This is a genomic window from Pseudomonas sp. GD04058 (genome assembly GCF_029836855.1).
GTDB classification, from domain to species: domain Bacteria; phylum Pseudomonadota; class Gammaproteobacteria; order Pseudomonadales; family Pseudomonadaceae; genus Aquipseudomonas; species Aquipseudomonas bharatica.
Map to the genome: position 1 here is coordinate 59395 of NZ_JAOECN010000025.1, position 21043 is coordinate 80437.

At 63.7% G+C, this 21043-nt stretch carries 20 protein-coding genes; 8 read left to right on the plus strand and 12 right to left on the minus strand.

Going from position 1 to position 21043, the window contains the following annotated elements; translation table 11 throughout:
* Positions 1 to 36: 36 nt before the first annotated feature.
* The 8 genes from era to rpoE all read right to left on the minus strand — a co-directional run bounded on the left by era (position 37) and on the right by rpoE (position 8598).
* A complete protein-coding gene (era, locus tag N7650_RS19380) occupies positions 37 to 939 on the minus strand; it encodes a GTPase Era (RefSeq protein WP_009399847.1) in 903 nt (300 codons plus the stop codon).
* Positions 932 to 1621, minus strand: coding sequence for a ribonuclease III (gene rnc, locus N7650_RS19385; protein ID WP_009399849.1), 690 nt, complete (start codon positions 1619 to 1621; stop codon positions 932 to 934). The genes era and rnc overlap by 8 nt, the downstream gene beginning before the upstream one ends.
* Positions 1622 to 1855: 234 nt before the next feature.
* Positions 1856 to 2710 carry a signal peptidase I gene (gene lepB, locus N7650_RS19390; protein ID WP_009399851.1) on the minus strand — a complete coding sequence of 285 codons (855 nt, stop codon included), beginning with the start codon at positions 2708 to 2710 and terminating at the stop codon, positions 1856 to 1858.
* 5 nt (positions 2711 to 2715) lie between these two features.
* On the minus strand, positions 2716 to 4515 hold the full coding sequence (gene lepA / locus N7650_RS19395) for a translation elongation factor 4 (RefSeq protein WP_037060434.1): 1800 nt from the start codon (positions 4513 to 4515) through the stop codon (positions 2716 to 2718).
* 188 nt (positions 4516 to 4703) lie between these two features.
* Complete coding sequence (locus N7650_RS19400) at positions 4704 to 6083, minus strand: DegQ family serine endoprotease (RefSeq protein ID WP_279899635.1); 1380 nt, start codon at positions 6081 to 6083, stop codon at positions 4704 to 4706.
* Between the two features lie 316 nt (positions 6084 to 6399).
* Positions 6400 to 7365, minus strand: coding sequence for a MucB/RseB C-terminal domain-containing protein (locus tag N7650_RS19405; RefSeq protein WP_279899629.1), 966 nt, complete (start codon positions 7363 to 7365; stop codon positions 6400 to 6402).
* A gap of 26 nt (positions 7366 to 7391) precedes the next feature.
* The gene (locus tag N7650_RS19410) at positions 7392 to 7985 is read right to left on the minus strand and encodes an RseA family anti-sigma factor (RefSeq protein WP_009399860.1); all 594 of its coding nucleotides are present in this window, start codon (positions 7983 to 7985) and stop codon (positions 7392 to 7394) included.
* 31 nt (positions 7986 to 8016) lie between these two features.
* Positions 8017 to 8598 (minus strand): RNA polymerase sigma factor RpoE, encoded by a 582-nt coding sequence (rpoE, locus tag N7650_RS19415; protein WP_003252049.1) that lies wholly within the window; start codon positions 8596 to 8598, stop codon positions 8017 to 8019.
* Positions 8599 to 9055: 457 nt separating this feature from the next.
* Here rpoE and nadB point away from each other — a divergent pair, with 457 nt between their 5' ends.
* A complete protein-coding gene (gene nadB / locus N7650_RS19420; RefSeq protein ID WP_279899631.1) occupies positions 9056 to 10672 on the plus strand; it encodes an L-aspartate oxidase in 1617 nt (538 codons plus the stop codon).
* Here the strand turns inward: nadB and N7650_RS19425 are convergent.
* The gene (locus tag N7650_RS19425) at positions 10641 to 11093 is read right to left on the minus strand and encodes a protein YgfX (protein WP_009399869.1); all 453 of its coding nucleotides are present in this window, start codon (positions 11091 to 11093) and stop codon (positions 10641 to 10643) included. The genes nadB and N7650_RS19425 overlap by 32 nt on opposite strands.
* Positions 11077 to 11331 carry a succinate dehydrogenase assembly factor 2 gene (locus N7650_RS19430; RefSeq protein ID WP_003252043.1) on the minus strand — a complete coding sequence of 85 codons (255 nt, stop codon included), beginning with the start codon at positions 11329 to 11331 and terminating at the stop codon, positions 11077 to 11079. The genes N7650_RS19425 and N7650_RS19430 overlap by 17 nt, the downstream gene beginning before the upstream one ends.
* A 145-nt stretch (positions 11332 to 11476) precedes the next feature.
* Here N7650_RS19430 and N7650_RS19435 point away from each other — a divergent pair, with 145 nt between their 5' ends.
* The gene (locus N7650_RS19435; RefSeq protein WP_009399875.1) at positions 11477 to 12406 is read left to right on the plus strand and encodes a folate-binding protein YgfZ; all 930 of its coding nucleotides are present in this window, start codon (positions 11477 to 11479) and stop codon (positions 12404 to 12406) included.
* A gap of 59 nt (positions 12407 to 12465) precedes the next feature.
* Positions 12466 to 13275, plus strand: a complete 810-nt coding sequence (locus tag N7650_RS19440; RefSeq protein WP_009399877.1) for an HDOD domain-containing protein — start codon at positions 12466 to 12468, stop codon at positions 13273 to 13275.
* 80 nt (positions 13276 to 13355) lie between these two features.
* Here N7650_RS19440 and N7650_RS19445 read toward each other — a convergent pair whose 3' ends face one another.
* Positions 13356 to 14738: a sensor histidine kinase gene (locus N7650_RS19445; RefSeq protein ID WP_279899633.1), complete on the minus strand. Its 1383-nt coding sequence runs from the start codon at positions 14736 to 14738 to the stop codon at positions 13356 to 13358.
* Entirely contained in the window at positions 14731 to 15402 is a 672-nt protein-coding gene (locus tag N7650_RS19450) for a response regulator (protein ID WP_064303404.1), read from the minus strand. The genes N7650_RS19445 and N7650_RS19450 overlap by 8 nt, the downstream gene beginning before the upstream one ends.
* Positions 15403 to 15605: 203 nt before the next feature.
* Between N7650_RS19450 and N7650_RS19455 the strand changes: the two genes are divergently transcribed.
* The 5 genes from N7650_RS19455 to N7650_RS19475 form a co-directional block, all read left to right on the plus strand.
* Positions 15606 to 16895 (plus strand): OprD family porin, encoded by a 1290-nt coding sequence (locus tag N7650_RS19455; RefSeq protein ID WP_009399881.1) that lies wholly within the window; start codon positions 15606 to 15608, stop codon positions 16893 to 16895.
* 35 nt (positions 16896 to 16930) lie between these two features.
* Positions 16931 to 17911: a tripartite tricarboxylate transporter substrate binding protein gene (locus tag N7650_RS19460; protein ID WP_009399883.1), complete on the plus strand. Its 981-nt coding sequence runs from the start codon at positions 16931 to 16933 to the stop codon at positions 17909 to 17911.
* Positions 17912 to 18041: 130 nt separating this feature from the next.
* Positions 18042 to 18500 (plus strand): tripartite tricarboxylate transporter TctB family protein, encoded by a 459-nt coding sequence (locus tag N7650_RS19465; protein WP_009399885.1) that lies wholly within the window; start codon positions 18042 to 18044, stop codon positions 18498 to 18500.
* Between the two features lies 1 nt (position 18501).
* Positions 18502 to 20016, plus strand: coding sequence for a tripartite tricarboxylate transporter permease (locus N7650_RS19470; RefSeq protein ID WP_009399887.1), 1515 nt, complete (start codon positions 18502 to 18504; stop codon positions 20014 to 20016).
* A partial coding sequence (locus tag N7650_RS19475) for an AbrB family transcriptional regulator (protein ID WP_279899634.1) occupies positions 20009 to 21043 on the plus strand: 1035 nt, incomplete at its 3' end. The genes N7650_RS19470 and N7650_RS19475, both read left to right, overlap by 8 nt.

Here is a 21043-nt window from a genome sequence, read left to right on the forward strand (position 1 = left end):
AGTCGGCCCGAGACCGGACGGTATCGGGCCGTAGGATTACAGGTCGCCGTAGCCCAGGGAGCGCAGGGCGCGCTCGTCGTCGGACCAGCCGCCCTTGACCTTGACCCAGAGGTTGAGCATGACCTTGGCGTCGAACAGCACTTCCATATCCTTGCGCGCCTCGGAGCCGATACGCTTGATGCGCTCGCCCTTGTCGCCAATGATGATTTTCTTCTGCCCGTCACGCTCGACGAGGATCAGCGCGTGGATGTGCAGGACATGCCCCTGCTGCTTGAACTCCTCGATTTCCACGGTGATCTGGTACGGCAGCTCGGCACCGAGCTGGCGCATGATCTTCTCGCGCACCAGCTCGGCGGCAAGGAAGCGGCTGCTGCGGTCGGTGATCTGGTCTTCCGGGAAGAAGTGCTCGTTCTCCGGCAAGTGCTTGGCGATCAGCGCCTCCAGGGCCTCCAGGTTGTGCCCCTGCTGGGCGGAGATCGGCACGATCTCGGCATTCGGCAGTTGCTCCTGCAGCCATTGCAGGTGCGGGATCAGATCGGCTTTTTCTTCGATGCGGTCGGTTTTGTTGATCGCCAGGATCACCGGGCCCTGCACGTACTGCACACGTTCGAGAACAAGCTGATCCTCGTCGGTCCAGCGGGTGCGGTCGACCACGAAAATCACCACGTCGACGTCCTTCAACGCCGCCGAGGCCGTCTTGTTCATGTAGCGATTGAGCGCTTTTTCATTGCTCTTGTGCATGCCAGGGGTATCGACGTAGATCGCCTGGACATCACCCTCGGTCTTGATCCCGAGCATGTTGTGCCGGGTGGTCTGCGGCTTGCGCGAGGTGATCGCCAGCTTCTGCCCGAGGATGTGGTTGAGCAGCGTCGACTTGCCCACGTTGGGACGGCCGACGATGGCGACGTAGCCGCAACGGGTAGTGTTCTGTTCAGTCATTGCCATTCTCCACGCCCAGGGCGATCAATGCCGAAGCGGCAGCGACCTGCTCGGCGATACGCCGGCTGACACCCTGCCCCCGGCTTTTTTCGGTCAACAGGGTCACTTCGCACTCGACGAAGAAGGTCCGGCAATGCGGCTCGCCCTGGATATCCACCACTTCATAGCGGGGCAGTTCGCAGGCCCGGGACTGCAGGAATTCCTGCAGGCGGGTTTTCGGGTCCTTGTTGGTGTCCACCAGGGTCAGGCTTTCGAACTCACCGGCCAGCCACGACAGCACACGCTCGCGGGCGGTCTGCATGTCGGCGTCGAGGTAGATCGCGCCAATCAGGGCTTCCAAGGCATCGGCAAGGATCGACTCGCGACGGAAACCACCGCTTTTCAGCTCGCCCGAGCCCAGGCGCAGGTAATCACCCAGCTCGAAACCGCGGGCCAGCAGAGCCAGGGTCTCGCCCTTGACCAGGCGGGCGCGCAGGCGCGACAACTGGCCTTCGCGGGCCTGGGGGAAACGTTCGAAGAGGGCTTCGCCGGCAACGAAGTTGAGGATGGCATCACCGAGAAACTCCAGGCGCTCGTTGTTGCGGCCGGCGTAGCTGCGGTGGGTCAGGGCCAGCAGCATCAGTTCCTGGTTCTTGAAGCTGTAGCCGAGCTTGCGCTCCAGGCGACTAAGGGAAGGGCTCACAGTGACCCCACGCGAAGTTCGTGGCGGTTCAGCGGCGACGACGGGGCGCCGATGCCGCTCGGTTCAGTCCGGCCAGCGGCCGTCGAGATCAAAGCCTTGTTCAAATGCGGATCCTGAAAAACGTTTTGGATTCATTGCTGCTCGCCCGGATGGCTGGGAACCGCGTCCGGTCCCTCGTTACAGCCTATGCCAGAAAAGCATTCGGCGCCGTCCTGGGACAGCGCCGTGAAGGTGCTACTTGATCAGCCCGACCCGGGACAAGCTCGGGAAGTGGCTGAGTTTCGGCTCTGGCCAGCTCATCCAGACGGCAAAGGCCTTGCCGACGATGTTCTGGTCCGGAACCATGCCCAGCAGCTCCTTGGGAATCGACGGGTCGTCCCAGTAGCGGCTGTCGTTGGAGTTGTCGCGGTTGTCGCCCATCATGAAGTAGTGGCCGGCAGGTACCGTCCACTGCTGGTCCGGCGGCATGCGGTAGCGACTCATTTCCTTGCGGATCAGATGCTCGGCCTCGCCGAGCTTTTCCTTGTACAGCTCGGCGCTGCCCAGGGTACCCGGCTCGGCACCGACCAGTTGCTCGGCAACCTGCTGGCCGTTGACGTACAGGCGCTTGTCGCTGGTATAGCGCACCACGTCGCCCGGCAAGCCGACCACACGCTTGATGTAGTTGACGTTCGGGTCGCTCGGGTAGCGGAACACCATCACATCGCCGCGCTGCGGGTCACCGACCTCGATGACTTTCTTGTCGATCACCGGCAGGCGGATGCCATAGGAGAACTTGTTGACCAGGATGAAATCGCCCACTTCCAGGGTCGGCTTCATCGATCCCGAAGGGATCTGGAACGGCTCGACCAGGAACGAGCGCAGCACCAGCACGATGAACAGCACCGGGAAGAACGACTTGCCGTACTCGACCAGCAACGGCTCCTTGTTCAACTGCTCGAGCACCGACACTTCGGGCTGGCTGACGCTGCCCTGGTAAGTGGCGATGGCGGCCCGCCGACGCGGGGCCAGGAACAGCAGATCGATCAGCGCCAACAGCCCACAGACAAAGACTGCGATGACCAGCAACAGCGGGAAATTTAGTGACATAGGACCTAGCTATCCAACCGGAGCACGGCGAGGAAGGCTTCTTGTGGAATCTCCACGTTGCCCACCTGTTTCATGCGTTTCTTACCAGCCTTCTGTTTCTCCAGCAGCTTGCGCTTACGGCTCACGTCGCCACCGTAACATTTGGCCAGTACGTTCTTTCTGAGCGCCTTGACCGTGGTCCGGGCAACGATCTGGCCGCCGATGGCTGCCTGGATCGCTACGTCGAACATCTGCCGCGGGATCAGTTCCTTCATCTTCTCGGTCAACGCGCGACCTTTGTAGTGCGCGTTGTCGCGGTGCACGATCAATGCCAGGGCATCGACCTTGTCGCCGTTGATCAGTACATCGAGCTTGACCAGGTTGGCCGACTGATAACGGTCGAAATGGTAATCCAGCGAAGCATAGCCGCGACTGGTGGACTTGAGACGGTCGAAGAAGTCCAGTACCACCTCGTTCATCGGCAGGTCGTAGCGCACCTGCACCTGCGAGCCGAGGAACTGCATGTCGCGCTGGACGCCGCGCTTCTCGATGCACAGGGTAATGACGTTGCCCAGGTGCTCCTGGGGCACGAGGATGGTCGCTGCGACGATCGGCTCGCGGAAGTCTTCGACCGAGGAGATGTCCGGCAGTTTCGACGGGTTGTCGACATAGATGGTTTCGCCGGTCTTGAGCTTGACCTCGAAGATCACGCTCGGCGCGGTGGTGATCAGGTCCAGGTCGTATTCGCGCTCCAGGCGCTCCTGGATGATCTCCATGTGCAGCATGCCGAGGAAGCCGCAACGGAAGCCGAAGCCCAGGGCATCGGAGCTTTCGGGGGTGTACTGCAGCGACGAATCGTTCAGGGTCAGTTTCTGCAACGCATCGCGAAAATCTTCGAAATCGTCGGAACTCACCGGGAACAGGCCGGCATATACCTGCGGCTGGATCTGTTTGAAACCTGGCAGCACTTCGACTTCGGGCGTCGAGGACAGGGTCAGGGTGTCGCCCACCGGCGCCCCGAGGATTTCCTTGATGCTGGCGATGATGAAGCCCACTTCACCGGCCTTGAGGTCGGCGGTGACCGTGTGTTTCGGGGTGAAGACGCCGACGCTGTCGACCAGGTGCACCTTGCCGGTGGACTTGACCAGGATCTTGTCGCCCTTCTTCACGCGGCCGTGGCGCACGCGGACCAGGGACACCACGCCCAGGTAGTTGTCGAACCAGGAGTCGATGATCAGCGCCTGCAATGGCGCGTCGATCTCGCCTTCCGGCGCCGGAATGGTCTGTACCAGGCGCTCGAGCACGTCATTGACGCCCATGCCGCTCTTGGCCGAACAGGCCACGGCATCGGTGGCGTCGATGCCGATGATCTTCTCGATTTCTTCCTTGACCCGGTCCGGATCGGCCTGGGGCAGGTCCATCTTGTTGAGGACCGGCATGACTTCCAGGCCCTGTTCGATGGCGGTATAGCAGTTGGCGACGGACTGCGCCTCGACGCCCTGCCCGGCATCGACCACCAGCAAGGCGCCCTCGCAGGCAGCCAGCGAACGGCTGACTTCATAGGTGAAGTCGACGTGGCCGGGGGTATCGATGAAGTTCAGCTGGTAGGTTTTGCCGTCGCCTGCCTTGTAGTGCAGGGTGACGCTGTGGGCCTTGATGGTGATTCCGCGTTCGCGCTCGAGGTCCATGGAATCGAGAACCTGCGCCTCCATCTCACGGTCGCTCAGGCCGCCGCACATCTGGATGAACCGGTCAGCCAGGGTCGACTTGCCGTGGTCAATGTGGGCGATGATGGAGAAATTGCGGATATGACTCAAATCACTCACGGATCAACACTCAAAAAGGCCGCGGGCCGGACGCCCGCCGAAAAATAGCCGGGAATTGTACCTGATGCCGATGGGTTGTGGGAGATTCCGTTCGGCAGCATCACGGTCTTGTGGCGGCTTTAGAAAGCAGAAAGCTGCAAGAAGAGCAGTTGCCCTTCTTGCAGCTTATGGCTTACCGCTTGTGGCTGTTATTCAGCCAGCTTGAAGGTAATGAAACTTGCACGCCCCTGGCGCAGGACGCGCATGGACACCGAACGGTTCTTCGGCAGTTCCTTGGCGATCTCGGTGAACTGCTTGGCCGAGGTGATCGCCTGGTTGTTCAGGTGGCTGATCACATCGCCCGGGCGCAGGCCGATCATGGCTGCGGGGCCGTCCTGGACATCCTTGATGACCACACCGCCTTGCAGCTCAAGGGTTTTCTTCTGCTCGGCGGTCAGGTCCGACACGCTCACACCCAGGCGGTTGCTGCTGCGCTCGACGGCGCCGCCGGGGGTGGTGGTGACTTCCGCGTCTTCGTCAGGCAGGGCGCCGATGGTCACATCGAGGTTCTGACGCTTGCCGTTGCGGATGATATCCAGACGGGCCTTGGCGCCGTCCTTCAGGCCACCGACCAGGTGCGGCAGGTCAGCGGACATGACGATCGGCTGGCCGTTGAGGCTGAGGATCACGTCACCCACCTGCAGGCCGCCCTTGGCCGCCGGGCCGTCTTCCAGGACCTGGGCCACCAGCGCGCCGGCCGGCTTGTCCAGGCCGAAGGATTCGGCCAGGTCCTTGTTGACTTCCTGGATCACCACGCCGAGCCAGCCGCGACTGACCTTGCCATCCTTCTTCAACTGGCTGGAGACATCCAGCGCCACGTCGATCGGGATGGCGAACGACAGGCCCATGAAGCCACCGGAGCGGGTGAAGATCTGCGAGTTGATACCGACCACCTCGCCATTCATGTTGAACAGCGGGCCACCGGAGTTGCCCGGGTTGATCGCCACGTCGGTCTGGATGAACGGCACATAGGTGTCGTTCGGCAGGGTGCGACCCTTGGCGCTGACGATACCCTTGGTCACCGAGTGGTCGAAACCGAACGGCGAGCCGATGGCCAGTACCCATTCGCCGACCTTGAGCTTCGACGAGTCGCCCAGCTTGACCGTCGGCAGGTTCTTGCCGTCGACCTTGAGCAGCGCCACGTCGGTACGCGGGTCGGTGCCGACCAGCTTGGCCTGCAGCTCGCTGCGGTCGGACAGGCGAACGATGATTTCGTCGGCGTCGGCGATCACGTGGTTGTTGGTCAGCACGTAACCATCATCGGAAATGATGAAGCCCGAGCCCAGCGATTGCGCTTCGCGCTGGCGGTCGCCACGGGGCTGGCGCGGCTGCTGCGGAATGCTGCGCTCGAAGAACTCGCGGAACATCGGCGGCAGACCTTCCAGGTCCGGCATCTGTCCGTTGGCGTACTTGCGGTCCGGCAGCTTCTGCTTGGTACTGATGTTCACCACCGCCGGCGAGGCCTGCTCGACCAGGGTGGTGAAGTCCGGCAGGGCTTCGGCTTGCACAGTGGCCATCTGGCCGAGCATAAGCACGGCAGCAAACAGCGATAGGTAGGATTTCAAGCGTGGTATCGACATACGGCTCCCGTCACAACGAGCGTGGTTAAGCAGTAGGGTCCTGCCCATGAAAAAGGCCCGGTTGCAACCTTAAGGCTGCGACCAGGCCTGGAACATCGGCATTTCTTGAGGCTGCAACAGCAGGAAAGGCCAGACCCGCAAGGGCCTGACCTATAGAAAAATCTGGGTGGATTTGCAAACTTGAAGGCTTACCAATCATGTCAGTGGCTCTGGGACATGCCTTTCATCCTTTCTCGTCCATGTATGGGATGCAACTCCAACATCGTTACTGACTTGCCTGGACGTCCTGGGGGCGCATCGACAAGGCCACATGCTCGGCGGTACCGATGGGGATCTCCCCGACCACCGTCACCATCACCTCGCCCTTGGGCGTGGTGAGCTGTCGCGAGACCGCAACGGTCGGGCCCAACTGGGTGCGCGTATCGAAGCCACCACCGCCGTCCAGCGCCTCGAGGAATACCGAGAAGCGGGCCAGGCCATCGTCATACATTAGACTGCTGACGCTGTGCTTGCCGTCGGCATCCTTGCGTACGCTGCTGTTGACCAGTTCAAAGCCGGGCGGCAACCACTCCGAGCGCCAACCGGCAACGGCCTCGTGGGGTTTGTCGGCAGACTGGGCTACTGCACGGCAATTGGCACTGGGCTTGAGCTCGGCATCGTCGGGGATGTCGCGGGTATCCAGGCGGGTGAACTGGAAACGTTCGAGCAACTGCTCCTTGTCATTGATCAACAAGGATTTGAGCGGCAGCGCGGTCTGCTTGTCCAGGTGCAGCTCGAAGGCATAGCGGTGCTGGTCACGCGGACGCAGGGTAACGATCACCACATCGCGTCCGGCTACCCGGGATTGCCCGGCAACGCTCAGGTCGTACCAGTTCATCAGTTTCAGGGGATCGAGCACTCGCGCCACGGACTGTGTCGCATTGCCCACGCCTGCCACCAGGCCTCCGCTCACGCACTGGGTCTGGCCATCCATGCGCACCACTTCCTGGGCCGGGCCGTCGAGCTGCAGCAGCCGCTCGCTGACCTTGCCGTTCTGGACGCGATGCCAGATGTCGTGGGTGGAAAAACTGCCGTTGCGTTCGTAAACGAAAGTGCCCTGGTAGCTCTGCTCCTGATCGGCCCGGGCCAGTCGGTTCAGCCAGTCAGCGGCTTCGGTCGACGAATTGGCAGCATGGGCCGGCAGGGTCAGACAACCGCTGAACAGAAGCGGTATGAGAGGTAGCGCGCGCATGATCCTCCTTACGGGTGTTTCAGCTCTCAGCGATTTTCCAGGCTGGCCGCACGGGCGTAAGGCAACGCGCTTTCAGTACCCTTCACGGCAGCTTCCTGGGCGTGCTGGCGCAGGTAGCCAGGCAGACGCTGGTCTTGCCAGCCGCTTTGCCCCTGCAGAACGCCGTTGGCCATCGGGCCTGGGGCCTGCTCGGCGCTTTCGCTGTAGCCCGCCAGAACTGCCGGCCCTTGCACTTGCGGAGCGGCCAGGCCTTGCTGGGCAGGCTGCTGGGCCGCCAGTTGCGCACCGGCGATGTCATCCTGGTTGTACAGGCGAACACCGGCCAGCACGGCCAGGGTAACCGAGGCAGCCACGGCCAGGCGGCCAACGCTGCGCCATGGGCCGCGAGCGACCTTGGCCGGAACGGCTTCGTCAGCCAGGGCTGCGGAGACTGCCGAAGCGATGTCCAGTTTCGGCATCAGCAGTTCCTTGTGCATCGCTGCACGGGCTACCTGGTAACGCGACCAGGTGGCACGGGTTTCGGGGTCGTCCGAGGCACTCAGTACCCGACGCAACTCCAGTTCGTCCGCTTCGTTATCCATCACCGCGGACAGCGATTCCTGCAAAGCTTCACGACTCATGGCGGTTCCTCTCTTGGCTGTCGCCGCTGTCTCAGGTTTCCTGCAACAACGGCTGCAGGGCTTTGTCTATGGCCTCCCGAGCGCGGAAAATTCGAGAGCGCACGGTACCCACCGGACATTGCATGACGCTGGCAATGTCCTCGTAACTCAGACCATCGAATTCACGTAAAGTTAACGCAGTACGCAAATCTTCCGGCAGTTGCTGGATGGTCCGATGGACGGTGCCTTCGATCTCATCGCGCAACAGCGAACGTTCGGGGGATTCGAGGTCCTTGAGGCCATGATCGCCGTCGTAAAACTCTGCATCCTCTGAACTGACATCGCTGTCCGGTGGCCGCCGACCGCGGGACACCAGATAGTTTTTCGCCGTGTTGATCGCAATCCGGTAAAGCCAGGTGTAGAAAGCACTGTCACCCCGGAAATTGCCAAGAGCACGGTAGGCCTTGATGAACGCTTCCTGCGCAACATCCTGGGCCTCATGGGTGTCGTGCACGAATCGCACGATCAACCCGAGAATCTTGTGCTGATACTTCAGCACCAACAGATCGAAAGCTCGCCTGTCGCCGCGCTGTACGCGCTCGACCAGCTGCTGATCCTCTTCCTGGGTTAGCATGAACACTCCTCGGTGAACCTGGAGGAGTGTCGCTTCGGCCATCGCTCAGGCTTGCAACCATAGACTCGGGCTTTGTGCAAAAGTTCTCCCCCTCCAGACAAGTTTCCTGCGGCCCTTGGTTGGCTCGCACGAAAACGCAGCGCGGTCGTGGCCGGCTGCGTCGATAAATCAGTCTTCTATACATGAGCAACGGCTGAAACCGGCTGTTGCCTCCCGTCATCACGGCTGCTGACTCATGGGCAACCCTCTATGGATATTCGCGATTCCGAGAAAGTTCCCACATGCGACAGGCAGAACGGCGTCATGACATGGAAATCCGGGCGTCGAGGCTGCTATAAAGGCAGCCCACCGAGATTCACGATAGTTTCACAATGCCATAAACGCTTGACCATTGTGCCGATACCACTGCCCTTATTCCAGTGTCCTACGTGGTCGCTCCGCGCGGAAATCCCAAGACATGAGCCAACAATTCCAACATGACGTCCTCGTGATCGGCAGCGGTGCCGCGGGCCTGAGCCTCGCGCTGAACCTGCCGGCGCACCTGCGCATCGCCGTCCTGAGCAAGGGCGACCTGGCCAACGGCTCGACCTTCTGGGCCCAGGGCGGCGTGGCCGCGGTGCTCGATGACACCGACACCGTGCAATCCCACGTCGAGGACACCCTCAACGCCGGCGCCGGCCTGTGCCATGAAGACGCCGTGCGCTTCACCGTCGAGCACAGCCGCGAGGCCATCGAGTGGCTGATCGACCAGGGCGTACCCTTTACCCGCGATGAGCATGCCAGCGTAGATGACGGTGGTTTCGAGTTCCACCTGACGCGCGAGGGAGGCCATAGCCATCGGCGCATCATCCATGCCGCCGACGCCACCGGCGCGGCGATCTTCACGACCCTGCTCGAACAGGCCCGCCAGCGTCCGAATATCGAACTGCTCGAACAGCGGGTGGCCGTGGACCTGATCACCGAACGCCGCCTTGGCCTGGACGGCGAGCGCTGCCTCGGCGCCTATGTGCTTAACCGCGGCAGCGGTGAAGTGGACACCTACGGCGCACGTTTCACCGTATTGGCGACCGGTGGCGCGGCCAAGGTCTATCTCTATACCAGCAACCCGGACGGCGCCTGCGGCGACGGCATCGCCATGGCATGGCGCGCCGGCTGCCGGGTGGCGAACCTGGAATTCAACCAGTTCCACCCGACCTGCCTGTACCATCCACAGGCCAAGAGCTTCCTCATTACCGAGGCCCTGCGCGGCGAAGGCGGCCTGCTCAGGCTGCCCAATGGCGAGCGCTTCATGGAACGCTTCGATCCGCGCGCCGAGCTGGCCCCGCGGGACATCGTGGCACGCGCCATCGACCATGAGATGAAGCGCATCGGCGCCGATTGCGTGTACCTGGACATCAGCCACAAGCCGGCAGACTTCATCAAAAGCCATTTCCCCACCGTGTACGAACGCTGCCTGACGTTCGGCATCGACATCACCCGCCAGCCGATCCCGGTTGTTCCCGCTGCCCACTACACCTGTGGCGGAGTGATGATCGACCAGGACGGCCGCACCGACGTGCCCGGCCTCTACGCCATCGGCGAAACCAGCTTCACCGGCCTGCACGGCGCCAACCGCATGGCCAGCAACTCGCTGCTGGAATGTTTCGTCTACGGCCGCTCGGCCGCCGCCGACATCGTCGCCCAACTGGACCGGGTCGAGACACCACGGTCCCTGCCCTGCTGGGACGCCAGCCAGGTGACCGACTCGGACGAGGACGTGATCATCGCGCACAACTGGGACGAACTGCGGCGCTTCATGTGGGACTACGTGGGTATCGTGCGCACCAGCAAGCGCTTGCAGCGCGCCCAGCACCGGGTACGCCTGCTGCTGGACGAAATCGACGAGTTCTATAGCAACTACAAGGTCAGCCGCGACCTGATCGAGTTGCGCAACCTGGCCCAGGTCGCCGAACTGATGATCCTTTCGGCCATGCAACGCAAGGAGTCCCGCGGGCTGCATTACACCCTGGACTATCCGGAGCTATTGCCCGAGGTGCAGGACACTATCTTGCAGCCGCCCACCTTTTCCGACTGAACTTCAAGCGCAGCCGCAGGCGCCGGTGCTGCACCGGCTCCAGCGCGTCATGGCCGATGCACTGGCTGCGTGCAAACCACTGCCCGGCACGACGAAACCTCAGGATGACCAACCCCGGCAGCGCCACGCTGTCGGGGCGCATCTGCACGGCGTGCCAGCCACGGGCGTCGCTCCACAACTGCCAGCCGCTGGCATCGCGGCGCAGGCCGGTGATCGCGTGGGGATGAGTCAGGAGAATATGCCGCGGAATGACCCAGCAGGCGTGACCCAGGCATAGCGCCAGGCCAGGAATGATGAAAAACAGGGGAATCGCCAGCAGGCCCAGGGCAACCATGGCCAGCGCCAGGCAGGCGAGATAGAGCGCCAGCAGGGTTTTCGAGCCCTGCCAGCGACACTCGAAGCGGTCACTTGGGCTGGACACGGTCCAGGATGATCCGAACCATGCGCTGCAGCTCCGGATCTTCCGACTCGGTGCGCTCCATGAACCAGCCGAACATGTCCTGATCCTCGCAGCTCAGCAGACGCACGTACAACTCGCGGTCCGTCTCGTTCAGGGTCGGATAGACCTCCTGGGTGAAAGGTACCAGCAGTACGTCCAGCTCCAGCATGCCGCGGCGGCTGTGCCAGAACAGGCGATTGAGTTCAGTTTGTTCGACCATGGGGCCCTCCTCGAAAAGGCCGCCAGTATACAGACCGAACCGGCGATGGGCACACGGCGTTGGTCGAGTGGGCCGTGAGGCTGCTACCTATTTTGCCAATCGCACTCTATGATGGCCGCCAGTCCTGAATTACCTGCGATGAACCATGGCCGATTCCGCTTTTTTCTGCACCCTGTCCCATGAAGGCGTCCTCGCCGTACGCGGTTCCGACGCCGGCAAGTTCCTGCAAGGTCAACTGACCTGCCATATCGGTTATCTCGACGAACAGACCTCCAGCCTTGGCTCACGCTGCATGCAGAAGGGCCGGATGCAGTCGAGCTTCCGCATCCTGCCGCAAGGCGACGGTTTCCTTCTGGCAATGACCCGCGAGTTGCTCGAACCGCAACTGGCAGACCTGAAAAAATACGCGGTGTTTTCCAAGGCGAAGCTCACCGATGAAAGCGACGCCTGGGTCCGCTTCGGCCTCACCGGGGGTGACGCCGCCCTCGCAGCGCTGGGCCTCGATGTACCTGCCGAAGCCGGTGCCACCGTACGCCATGACGGCCTGATCGCGGTCAACGTATCTCCCGGCCGGGTCGAACTCTGGGCTCCGGCTGACCAGGCCGACGCAGTCCGCGCGCAACTGGCCGCCCATCTGCCCGAGGCCGGGCTGGACGACTGGCTGCTCGGCCAGATCCGCGCCGGCATCGGCCAGGTCATGGAGCAGACCCGCGAACTGTTCATCCCGCAAATGATCAACCTGCAGGCCGTCGGTGGCGTGAGCTTCAAGAAAGGCTGCTACACCGGGCAGGAAATCGTCGCGCGCATGCAGTACCTGGGCAAGCTCAAGCGCCGCCTGTACCGCCTGGCCCTGGCCGAAGGCGAGACGCCGGCGCCGGGCAGCGAGATCTTCTCGCCGACCCATGCTTCGTCGGTGGGCGAAGTGGTGATCGCCGCCCGTGGCGAACTGCTCGCCGTACTGAGCGCCGACTCCGTGGAAGACGGCAACCTGCACCTGGGCAGCCTCGAAGGCCCGCGCCTGGAACTGCTGACCTTGCCTTACGAACTGGACCGCGACCGCGAGATCCAGCGCTGAGCCCGCCCCGCCCCGCCGCATGCCGGCGGGGCCATCCCTGAACGCGGGAGAAAGACACCATGAACACCCTGGCCAAGATGGTGCAAACGCAATTGCTGCGCGCCATCGATAACGACGACCTGGTCCTGCCGACCTTGCCCGAAGTTGCCATGAGCATCCGCGAGGCTGCGGAAGACACCGAAATCAGTGTCGCGACCCTGAGCAAAGTGATCGGCCGCGACGCCGCCCTGGCCGCGCGCCTGATCAAGGTGGTCAACAGTCCGTTGCTGCGGGCGATCACCGAGGTCACCGACCTGCAGACCGCTATCACCCGCCTCGGCGTCAACTACAGCTGCAACCTGGCGATCGGCCTGGTGATCGAACAGATCTTCCATGCCCGATCCGAGACAGTGGAACAGAAGATGCGCGAAATCTGGGCGAAAAGCCTGGAAGTAGCGGGCGTAAGCTATGAGCTGGCGGCACGCTACACCGAGCTCAAGGCAGACCAGGCGGCCCTGGCCGGGCTGGTGCACCAGATCGGCGTGCTGCCGATCCTCACCTATGCCGAAGAGCACAACGAGCTGCTTTCGGACCCAGTGTGCCTGAACCATGTGATCGAACAGATCCATCCGGTGCTGGGGGACAAGATCCTCAGCGTCTGGGAATTTCCCGAACAACTGGCGAACCTGCCGGGGGAAGTGCAGAACCTGGAGCGGCATTCGGCAAAGGTGGATTACGTGGATATCGTGCAGATCGCGCGGGCGTTGTGCGACAAGACCGGACGCGAGCGCGCGGTTTCGGCGTTGCCGGCCTATCGGCACCTGGCGGTACCGGCGGCGGGGCTGTTCTCCGAGGATGACCTGCTCGATGCCCGGGTGATGTTCAGGTGAAACCTTGAGGGCCTCATCGCTGGCAAGCCAGCTCCCACACTGTGGGAGCTGGCTTGCCAGCGATGAGGCCCTCAAGAACACTACTGAACCGGATTGAAACTCACCCGGACCTTCAACCCGCCCTTCTCCCCATCATGCAGGCTGATCCCTGCCAGGTGCGCCCGACAGATCTCGCCGACGATCGCCAGCCCCAGGCCAGTCCCCTGCGCGCCACGCCGATAGAAGCGCTCGAAAACCTTCTCTCGCTCTTCAAGTGGAATCCCCGGCCCGTCATCCTCCACCTCCAGGTCGCATGGCGCCGTGACCCGCAGGATCACATTGCCGCCCTTGGGCGTATGGGCCAGCGCATTGTCTACCAGGTTGCTCAGCAACTCGTTGAGCAACGTCGGCTCACCTTTCACCCATACCGGAGCCTCGGCCTCCAGGGCCAGGGCAATACCCCGGGCATGGGCCAGCGGCGCCATGGCCATGCCCAGTTCACGGGCCAGCTGGCTGAGATCGAGCAAGTGCGCACCACCTTCGGCGATCGCCCGGGCACCGTTCTCGACCCGGGCCATGGAGAGCAATTGGTTGGCCAGGTGGGTCAGCTTGTCGGTGCTCTGCGCCGTGGCCTCCAGGGTTTCGTGCCAGACCTGCGGTTCCTTGGACCGCAGCCCTAGTTCGACTCGCGCCTTCAGCGCCGCCAACGGTGTCCGCAGTTCATGAGCGGCATCGGCGATGAACTGCGCCTGGCGCTCGAACTGACCGCGCAAACGCTCGGTGAAGTGATCGAGCGCACGCACCAGCGGCCCCAGTTCCTGTTGCACTTCGACCGACGGCAACGGGCGCAGGTCGTCCGGCTGGCGTTCTTCCACCGCACTGCGCAAGCGCTCCAGCGGGCGCAGCGCAGCACTCACCGCGAACCACACCAGCAGCAGCGCGCCCAGGGCCAGCATGCCCAGGCGCAACAGGGTATCGGCCATCAGGCCGCGGGCCATGCGCACCCGCGCCTCTTCGGTTTCGGCGACGCGGATCTCGGCCATGCCGTTCATGTTCGGCTCGCTCACCGCCTTGAGCAGGCTCACCACCCGCACGTCCTGGCCGAGGTAACGGGCATTGTAGAAGCGCGCCAGGGCCGGGTAGTCATCGGTACGGGGCGTGCCGGGTGGCGGGCCGGGAATGTTTTCGTAGCCTGAAATCAGCTTCTGCTGGATGTCGTTGACCTGGTAGTAGATACGCCCGGCGCTGTCATAGGCGAAGGTGTCCAGGGCCACATAGGGCACATCGGCGCTGAGGGTGCCGTCGCGCTGCGACAGCCCGGCGGCGATGGTTCGCGCCGAGGCCAGCAGGGTGCGGTCGTAGGCGGTGTCGGCGGCTTCGCGACCGTTCCAGTAGGCACTCAGGCCACTGGCGATCATCAGCACCACCAGCAGCAGCGCCAGGTTGCGCAGCAGCCGTCCGCGCAGGCTGTCGGTGCTACGCATCGCGGTGCTCGAGCAGGTAACCGAGGCCGCGGAAGGTGACGATGGCCACCGCGTGACCGTCGAGCTTCTTGCGCAGACGGTGGATATAGATCTCGATGGCGTCGGGGCTGGCTTCCTCGTCCAGGCCGAACACCTGCGAGGCCAGTTGCTCCTTGCTCATCACCCGGCCGGGACGGGCGATCAGGGCCTCGAGCACCGCCTGTTCGCGGGAGGTCAGGGTCAAGGGCTCGTCACCCAGGCTGAAGCGCCGGTTATCCAGGTCGTACACCAGCGGCCCGCAGCGCTGCTGACGTTCGCCGCCGAGCACGCTGCGGCGCAGCAAGGCCTTGACCCGCGCTTCCAGCTCGGTCAGCTCGAAGGGCTTGGCCAGGTAATCGTCGGCGCCCAGATTGAGCCCGTGGACCCGGTCCTTGACGTCGCTGCGCGCGGTCAGCATCAGCACCGGCACGGTCTTGCCCCGGGCGCGCAGGCGGGCCAGCACCTCGAAACCGTCCATCCGCGGCAGGCCCACATCCAGCACCGCCACCGCGTAATCCTCGCTGGCCAGGGCCAGGTCGGCGGCCACCCCGTCGTGCAGCACATCGACGGTCAGGCCAGTGCTTTTCAAGGCCTGGGCCACGCTTTCGGCCAACTGCAGATGGTCTTCGACGAGCAGCACTCGCATGGGTTTCTCCCGGTCGCGTCGCGTTCAGTGGCGCGGAGTTTACAGAGGAAGCGGCGCCTGTGAAGCCGCCGCGAGAATGAAAGTGAATTGAAAGGTTAGCGAAAGGTTGAGCCCCTAGCATCGCTTCACGGCTCCCTCCGGGAGGCGAAGAACGAACCGCAGCGTTCGTACCAAATAAGAACAATAAACGGGGTTTATTCCAGATGCTGTCAGCACAGCCTCGGGCGTTCGCGCCTATCCGTCGTCCTTTTTCCAGCCGCCACCCGCTTGTCAGCGCCATCACGCTGTGCAGCGTCGCACCGCTGAGCCAGGCCGCCTTCTTCGAAGACAGCAGTGCCACCTTCGAAACCCGCAACATGTATTTCAACCGCGACTTCCGCGACGGCACCAGCGCCCAGCAATCCAAGCGCGACGAGTGGGCACAGGGCTTCATGCTCAACCTGCAGTCGGGCTACACCGAGGGCACCGTCGGTTTCGGCATCGATGCCCTGGGCATGCTCGGGGTCAAGCTCGATTCCAGCCCGGACCGCACCGGCACCGGCCTGCTGCCGACCCACGACGACGGCCGCGCCGCCGACGAATACTCCAAGCTCGGCCTGACCGGCAAGGTCAGGATCTCCGCCACCGAATTGAAGATCGGCACCCTGATCCCCGAGCTTCCGACCCTCAAGCCCAACGACGGGCGCATCCTGCCGCAGACCTTCGAGGGCGGCCTGCTGACGTCGAAGGAGATCAAGGGCCTGACCTTCACCGGCGGCCGCCTGGAGAAGGCCAAGGACCGCGATGACACCAACAAGGAAGACATCGCCCTGAACAACAAGAACGGGCGCTTCCTTGGCACCGTCGCCGGCAACCATTTCGACATGGCCGGCCTGGACTACAAGTTCACCGACCGCATCACCGGCAGCTACCACTTCGCCCAGCTCGACGACGTCTACCGCCAGCATTTCGCCGGCCTGACCGCGACCCAGCCGTGGGGCCCGGGCACCTTCGGCGCCGACCTGCGCCTGGCCCTCAGCGATGACCAGGGCCAGGCCCGCGGCGGCAAGATCGACAACACCTCGCTCAACGGCATGCTCAGCTACGGCCTCAACGGCCACAAATTCAGCGCCGCGTACCAGAGCATGTCCGGCGACAGCGCTTTCCCCTACGTGGATGGCTCCGACCCGTACCTGGTCAACTTCGTCCAGATCAACGACTTCGCCGGGGCCGACGAGCGCTCCTGGCAAGTGCGTTACGACTACGACTTCGCCAAGCTCGGCGTTCCCGGGCTGACCTTCATGACCCGTTATGTCAACGGCGACAACGTCAGCCTGGCGAACGGCGGCGAAGGCAAGGAATGGGAACGCAACACCGAGTTCAAGTACGTGGTGCAGAACGGCACGTTCAAGAACGTGGCAGTCCGCCTGCGCAACGCCACCTACCGCTCCAGCTTCGCCCGCGATGCGGACGAGGTGCGGTTGCTGGTGAGCTATAGCGTCGCCCTGTGGTAATCCGCTTATAACAACTAAAGCTACGGAGACTGAAGATGACCTTTTCACTGCGTCGAATCGCCATCGCCACCGGCTGCCTGCTGTTCGCCGGCCAGGTCCTGGCCGCTGAACCGAAACGCCCCGAATGCATCGCCCCGGCCTCGCCGGGCGGTGGCTTCGACCTGACCTGCAAGCTGGTGCAGAGCGCGCTGGTCAACGAGAAGATCCTGACCAAGCCCATGCGCGTCACCTACATGCCCGGCGGTGTCGGCGCGGTGGCCTACAACGCCGTGGTCGCCCAGCGTCCGGGCGATGCCGGCACGCTGGTGGCCTGGTCCAGCGGCTCGCTGCTGAACCTGGCGCAGGGCAAGTTCGGCCGCTTCGATGAAAACGCCGTGCGCTGGCTCGCGGCGGTCGGCACCAGCTACGGCGCCATCGCGGTGAAGAAGGACTCGCCCTACAAGACCCTCGACGACCTGGTCGCGGCCTTGAAGCAGGATCCGAGCAAGGTAGTGATCGGCTCCGGCGGCACCGTCGGCAGCCAGGACTGGATGCAGACTGCGCTGATCGCCAAGGCTGCCGGGATCAACCCGCGCGACCTGCGCTACGTCGCCCTGGAAGGCGGCGGCGAAATCGCCACGGCCCTGCTCGGCGGGCATATCCAGGTCGGCAGTACCGACATCTCCGACTCCATGCCGCATATCCAGAGCGGCGACATGCGCCTGCTCGCGGTGTTCTCCGAACAACGCCTGGACGAGCCCGAGATGAAGAACATCCCGACCGCCAGGGAACAGGGCTACGACATCGTCTGGCCGGTGGTACGCGGATTCTATGTGGGGCCGAAGGTCAGCGACGAGGACTACCAATGGTGGAAAGCCTCGTTCGACAAGCTGCTGGCGTCCGAGGACTTCGCCAAGCTGCGTGACCAGCGCGAGCTCTTCCCCTTCGCCATGACCGGGGACGAACTGGACACCTACGTCAAGAAACAGGTCGCCGACTACAAGACGCTGGCCCGGGAATTCGGGTTGATCCAGTAACCGCAATCGCTGGCAAGCCAGCTCCCACAGGGAAAACCTGTGGGAGCTGGCTTGCCAGCGATGAGGCCCTCAAGACAGCCCAAATGCCTCTGGCATTGCCTGAAATCACCCTCCCCAAGAGGATTTCTTGATGATCCTGCAACGCATCTTCGCCCTGGCCCTGCTGGCGGTCTGTGCCGCCCTGGCCGTGATGGCCTGGCCCTACCAGGCCGCGTTTTCCTATGAACCGGTGGGCCCGCGCGCCTACCCGCTGCTGATGCTCGGCCTGATGGGCCTGGCACTGCTCTACCTGGCCATTCGCCCAACGCCCATCGTGCGCGGTGAGGACGAGCCCGAGCTGGACCGCGAAACCCTGAACAAAATCGGCCTGTGCGTCGCCCTGTTGCTGGTGTTCGCCGCGACCTTCGAAAGCCTCGGCTTCATCGTCAGCAGCATTCTCGTCGGTGTGCCCATGGCCCGGCTGTACGGCGGTCGCTGGTCGGCCAGCGGCCTGATCGTGGCCTTCATGAGCATCACCCTCTACGTACTGTTCGACCGGGTAATGGACGTGCCACTGCCCCTCGGCCTGCTCGACGTCCTGGAGAATTGATATGGATACCTTGAGTTACCTGGGCCAGGGCTTCGGCGTGGCCCTCAGCCCGTACAACCTGGTCACCGCCCTCAGCGGCACACTGATCGGCACCGTGGTCGGCCTGCTCCCGGGCCTGGGCCCGATCAACGGCGTGGCCCTGCTGATCCCCATCGCCTTCGCCCTCGGCCTGCCGCCGGAGTCGGCGCTGATCCTGCTGGCTGCGGTGTACCTGGGCTGCGAATACGGCGGGCGGATCAGCTCGATCCTGCTCAACATCCCGGGCGAAGCCTCCACTGTGATGACCACCCTCGATGGCTACCCGATGGCCCGCCAGGGCCTGGCCGGCGTGGCCCTGTCGCTGTCGGCGTGGAGTTCGTTCATCGGCGCCTTCATCGCCACCTGCGGCATGGTCCTGTTCGCGCCGCTGCTGGCGAAATGGGCAATCGCCTTCGGCCCGGCGGAGTATTTCGTGCTGATGGTCTTCGCCATCGTCGCCCTGGGCGGCATGGCCGGCGACAAGCCGTTGAAGACGTTTATCGCGGCATTGATCGGCCTGTTCCTGTCCAGCGTCGGTATCGACGCCAACAGCGGTGTGTACCGCTTCACCGGTGACAGCGTGCACCTGGCCGACGGCATCCAGTTCGTCGTGCTGGTCCTGGGCCTGTTCTCCATCAGCGAGATCCTCCTGCTGCTGGAGAAAACCCACCACGGCCACGAGGCGGTCAAAGCCACCGGGCGCATGCTGTTCAACCTCAAGGAAGCGGCCTCGGTATTCGTGGTCAACATCCGCTGCGGCCTGCTCGGCTTCATCATGGGCGTATTGCCCGGCGCCGGCGCGACCCTGGCCAGCGCCGTGGCCTACATGACCGAGAAACGCATTGCCGGCACCAGCGGCAAGTTCGGCAAGGGGGACGCCCGCGGCCTGGCTGCGCCGGAAACCGCGATCGGTGCCTCCTGCTGTGGCGCCCTGGTACCGATGCTGACCCTCGGCGTACCCGGCTCGGGCACCACCGCGGTGATGATCGGCGCCCTGACCCTGTACAACATCACGCCCGGCCCGCTGCTGTTCGAACAGCAACCGGACATCGTCTGGGGCCTGATCGCCTCGCTGTTCATCGCCAACATCATGCTGGTGATCCTGAACATCCCGATGATCCGCATCTTCACGCGCATCCTTGCCGTACCGAATTGGGCGCTGGTGCCGGTCATCGCGATCATCACCGCGATCGGCGTCTACGCCGTGCACGCCACCACCTTCGACCTGTTCCTGATGGTCGGCATTGGCATCATGGGCTACATCCTGCGCAAGCTCGACTTCCCGCTGTCGCCGATTCTCCTCGGGTTCATCCTCGGCGGGCTGATGGAGCAGAACCTGCGTCGTGCGCTGTCGATCTCCAACGGTGCCCTGGACATCCTCTGGTCGAGCCCGATCAGCATGGGGGTATGGAGCCTGACCATCGTGATGCTGGCCCTGCCGCTGGTGCGCATCTGGCGTCGTCGCGTCCTGCAGCGTCGCGCCCTGGCCAATGTCTGATTCCACCTTCAGGCAATGGTGGGCAACCCCGCTGGTCGGCCTGGCCGGCGGGTTCGCGGCCAGCGCCATCGGCTGGCCGTTGCCGTTCATGGTCGGCTCGCTGCTGGCGATCATCCTGGTGCGCTGCCTGACGCCCTGGCAGCTCGCCGAGATTCCGGGCGGACGCAAATGCGGACAGTGGATCGTCGGCATCGGTATCGGCCTGCACTTCACCCCGCATGTGGCCGAGCAGGTCGCCAGCCATTTCGGCCTGATCTTCTTCGGCGCACTGATCACCAGCCTTTCCAGCGTGGTCGGGGTGTGGTTGCTGCGGCGTACCGGCGAGGACCGCGCTACGGCGTTCTTCTCCAGCATGCCGGGCGGTTCCGGGGAGATGGTCAACCTCGGTGCGCGCAATGGCGCCAACCTCAGCCGCGTGGCGGCGGGCCAGAGCCTGCGGGTGCTGGTGGTGGTGCTGTGCGTGCCGGCGGCGTTCAAGTACCTGCTCGGCGAAGGCGTGCCACTGAGCCATGCGGGCGCGGTGGACTGGGGCTGGCTGGCGCTGGTGTTCCCCATCGGCGCGCTGGTGGCCTGGGGCTGGCAACGGTTGAAGCAGCCCAACCCGTGGCTGTTCGGGCCCTTGCTGGTGGCGGGTGTCGCCAGTATCGGCTGGAACCTGCACCTGGGCCTGCCGGACGGCGCCAGCCAGATCGGCCAATGGCTGATCGGCAGTGGCCTGGGATGCCACTTCAACCGGGCGTTCTTCCGCCGGGCACCGTCGTTCCTTGCCAGGACCCTGGCCGCAACGGTGCTGACCATGGCCATCGCCGCCATCGCCGCCGTGGCGCTGAGCGCCGCGACCAACCTCGACCTGCGTTCGTTGACCCTGGGCATGATGCCTGGCGGTATTGCCGAGATGAGCCTGACGGCGGAGACCTTGCAGCTGTCGGTGCCGTTGGTGACGGCATTGCAGATGATGCGCCTGCTGTTCGTGCTGTTTCTGGCCGAGCCGTTGTTCAGGCACTGGATGGCGGGGGATGCCGAAAGG

Bases quoted from the DNA above. Each gene is read 5' to 3' on its own strand.
- N7650_RS19465 (WP_009399885.1), top strand. From the start codon at position 18,042: ATGATCCTGCAACGCATCTTCGCCCTGGCCCTGCTGGCGGTCTGTGCC.
- N7650_RS19400 (WP_279899635.1), bottom strand. From the start codon at position 6,083: ATGCTCGGCCAGATGGCCACTGTGCAAGCCGAAGCCCTGCCGGACTTC.
- nadB (WP_279899631.1), top strand. From the start codon at position 9,056: ATGAGCCAACAATTCCAACATGACGTCCTCGTGATCGGCAGCGGTGCC.
- N7650_RS19470 (WP_009399887.1), top strand. From the start codon at position 18,502: ATGGATACCTTGAGTTACCTGGGCCAGGGCTTCGGCGTGGCCCTCAGC.
- N7650_RS19450 (WP_064303404.1), bottom strand. From the start codon at position 15,402: ATGCGAGTGCTGCTCGTCGAAGACCATCTGCAGTTGGCCGAAAGCGTG.
- era (WP_009399847.1), bottom strand. From the start codon at position 939: ATGACTGAACAGAACACTACCCGTTGCGGCTACGTCGCCATCGTCGGC.
- N7650_RS19455 (WP_009399881.1), top strand. From the start codon at position 15,606: ATGCTGTCAGCACAGCCTCGGGCGTTCGCGCCTATCCGTCGTCCTTTT.
- N7650_RS19405 (WP_279899629.1), bottom strand. From the start codon at position 7,365: ATGCGCGCGCTACCTCTCATACCGCTTCTGTTCAGCGGTTGTCTGACC.
- N7650_RS19410 (WP_009399860.1), bottom strand. From the start codon at position 7,985: ATGAGTCGTGAAGCTTTGCAGGAATCGCTGTCCGCGGTGATGGATAAC.
- rpoE (WP_003252049.1), bottom strand. From the start codon at position 8,598: ATGCTAACCCAGGAAGAGGATCAGCAGCTGGTCGAGCGCGTACAGCGC.
- N7650_RS19430 (WP_003252043.1), bottom strand. From the start codon at position 11,331: ATGGTCGAACAAACTGAACTCAATCGCCTGTTCTGGCACAGCCGCCGC.
- lepB (WP_009399851.1), bottom strand. From the start codon at position 2,710: ATGTCACTAAATTTCCCGCTGTTGCTGGTCATCGCAGTCTTTGTCTGT.
- N7650_RS19435 (WP_009399875.1), top strand. From the start codon at position 11,477: ATGGCCGATTCCGCTTTTTTCTGCACCCTGTCCCATGAAGGCGTCCTC.
- N7650_RS19440 (WP_009399877.1), top strand. From the start codon at position 12,466: ATGAACACCCTGGCCAAGATGGTGCAAACGCAATTGCTGCGCGCCATC.
- N7650_RS19445 (WP_279899633.1), bottom strand. From the start codon at position 14,738: ATGCGTAGCACCGACAGCCTGCGCGGACGGCTGCTGCGCAACCTGGCG.
- N7650_RS19460 (WP_009399883.1), top strand. From the start codon at position 16,931: ATGACCTTTTCACTGCGTCGAATCGCCATCGCCACCGGCTGCCTGCTG.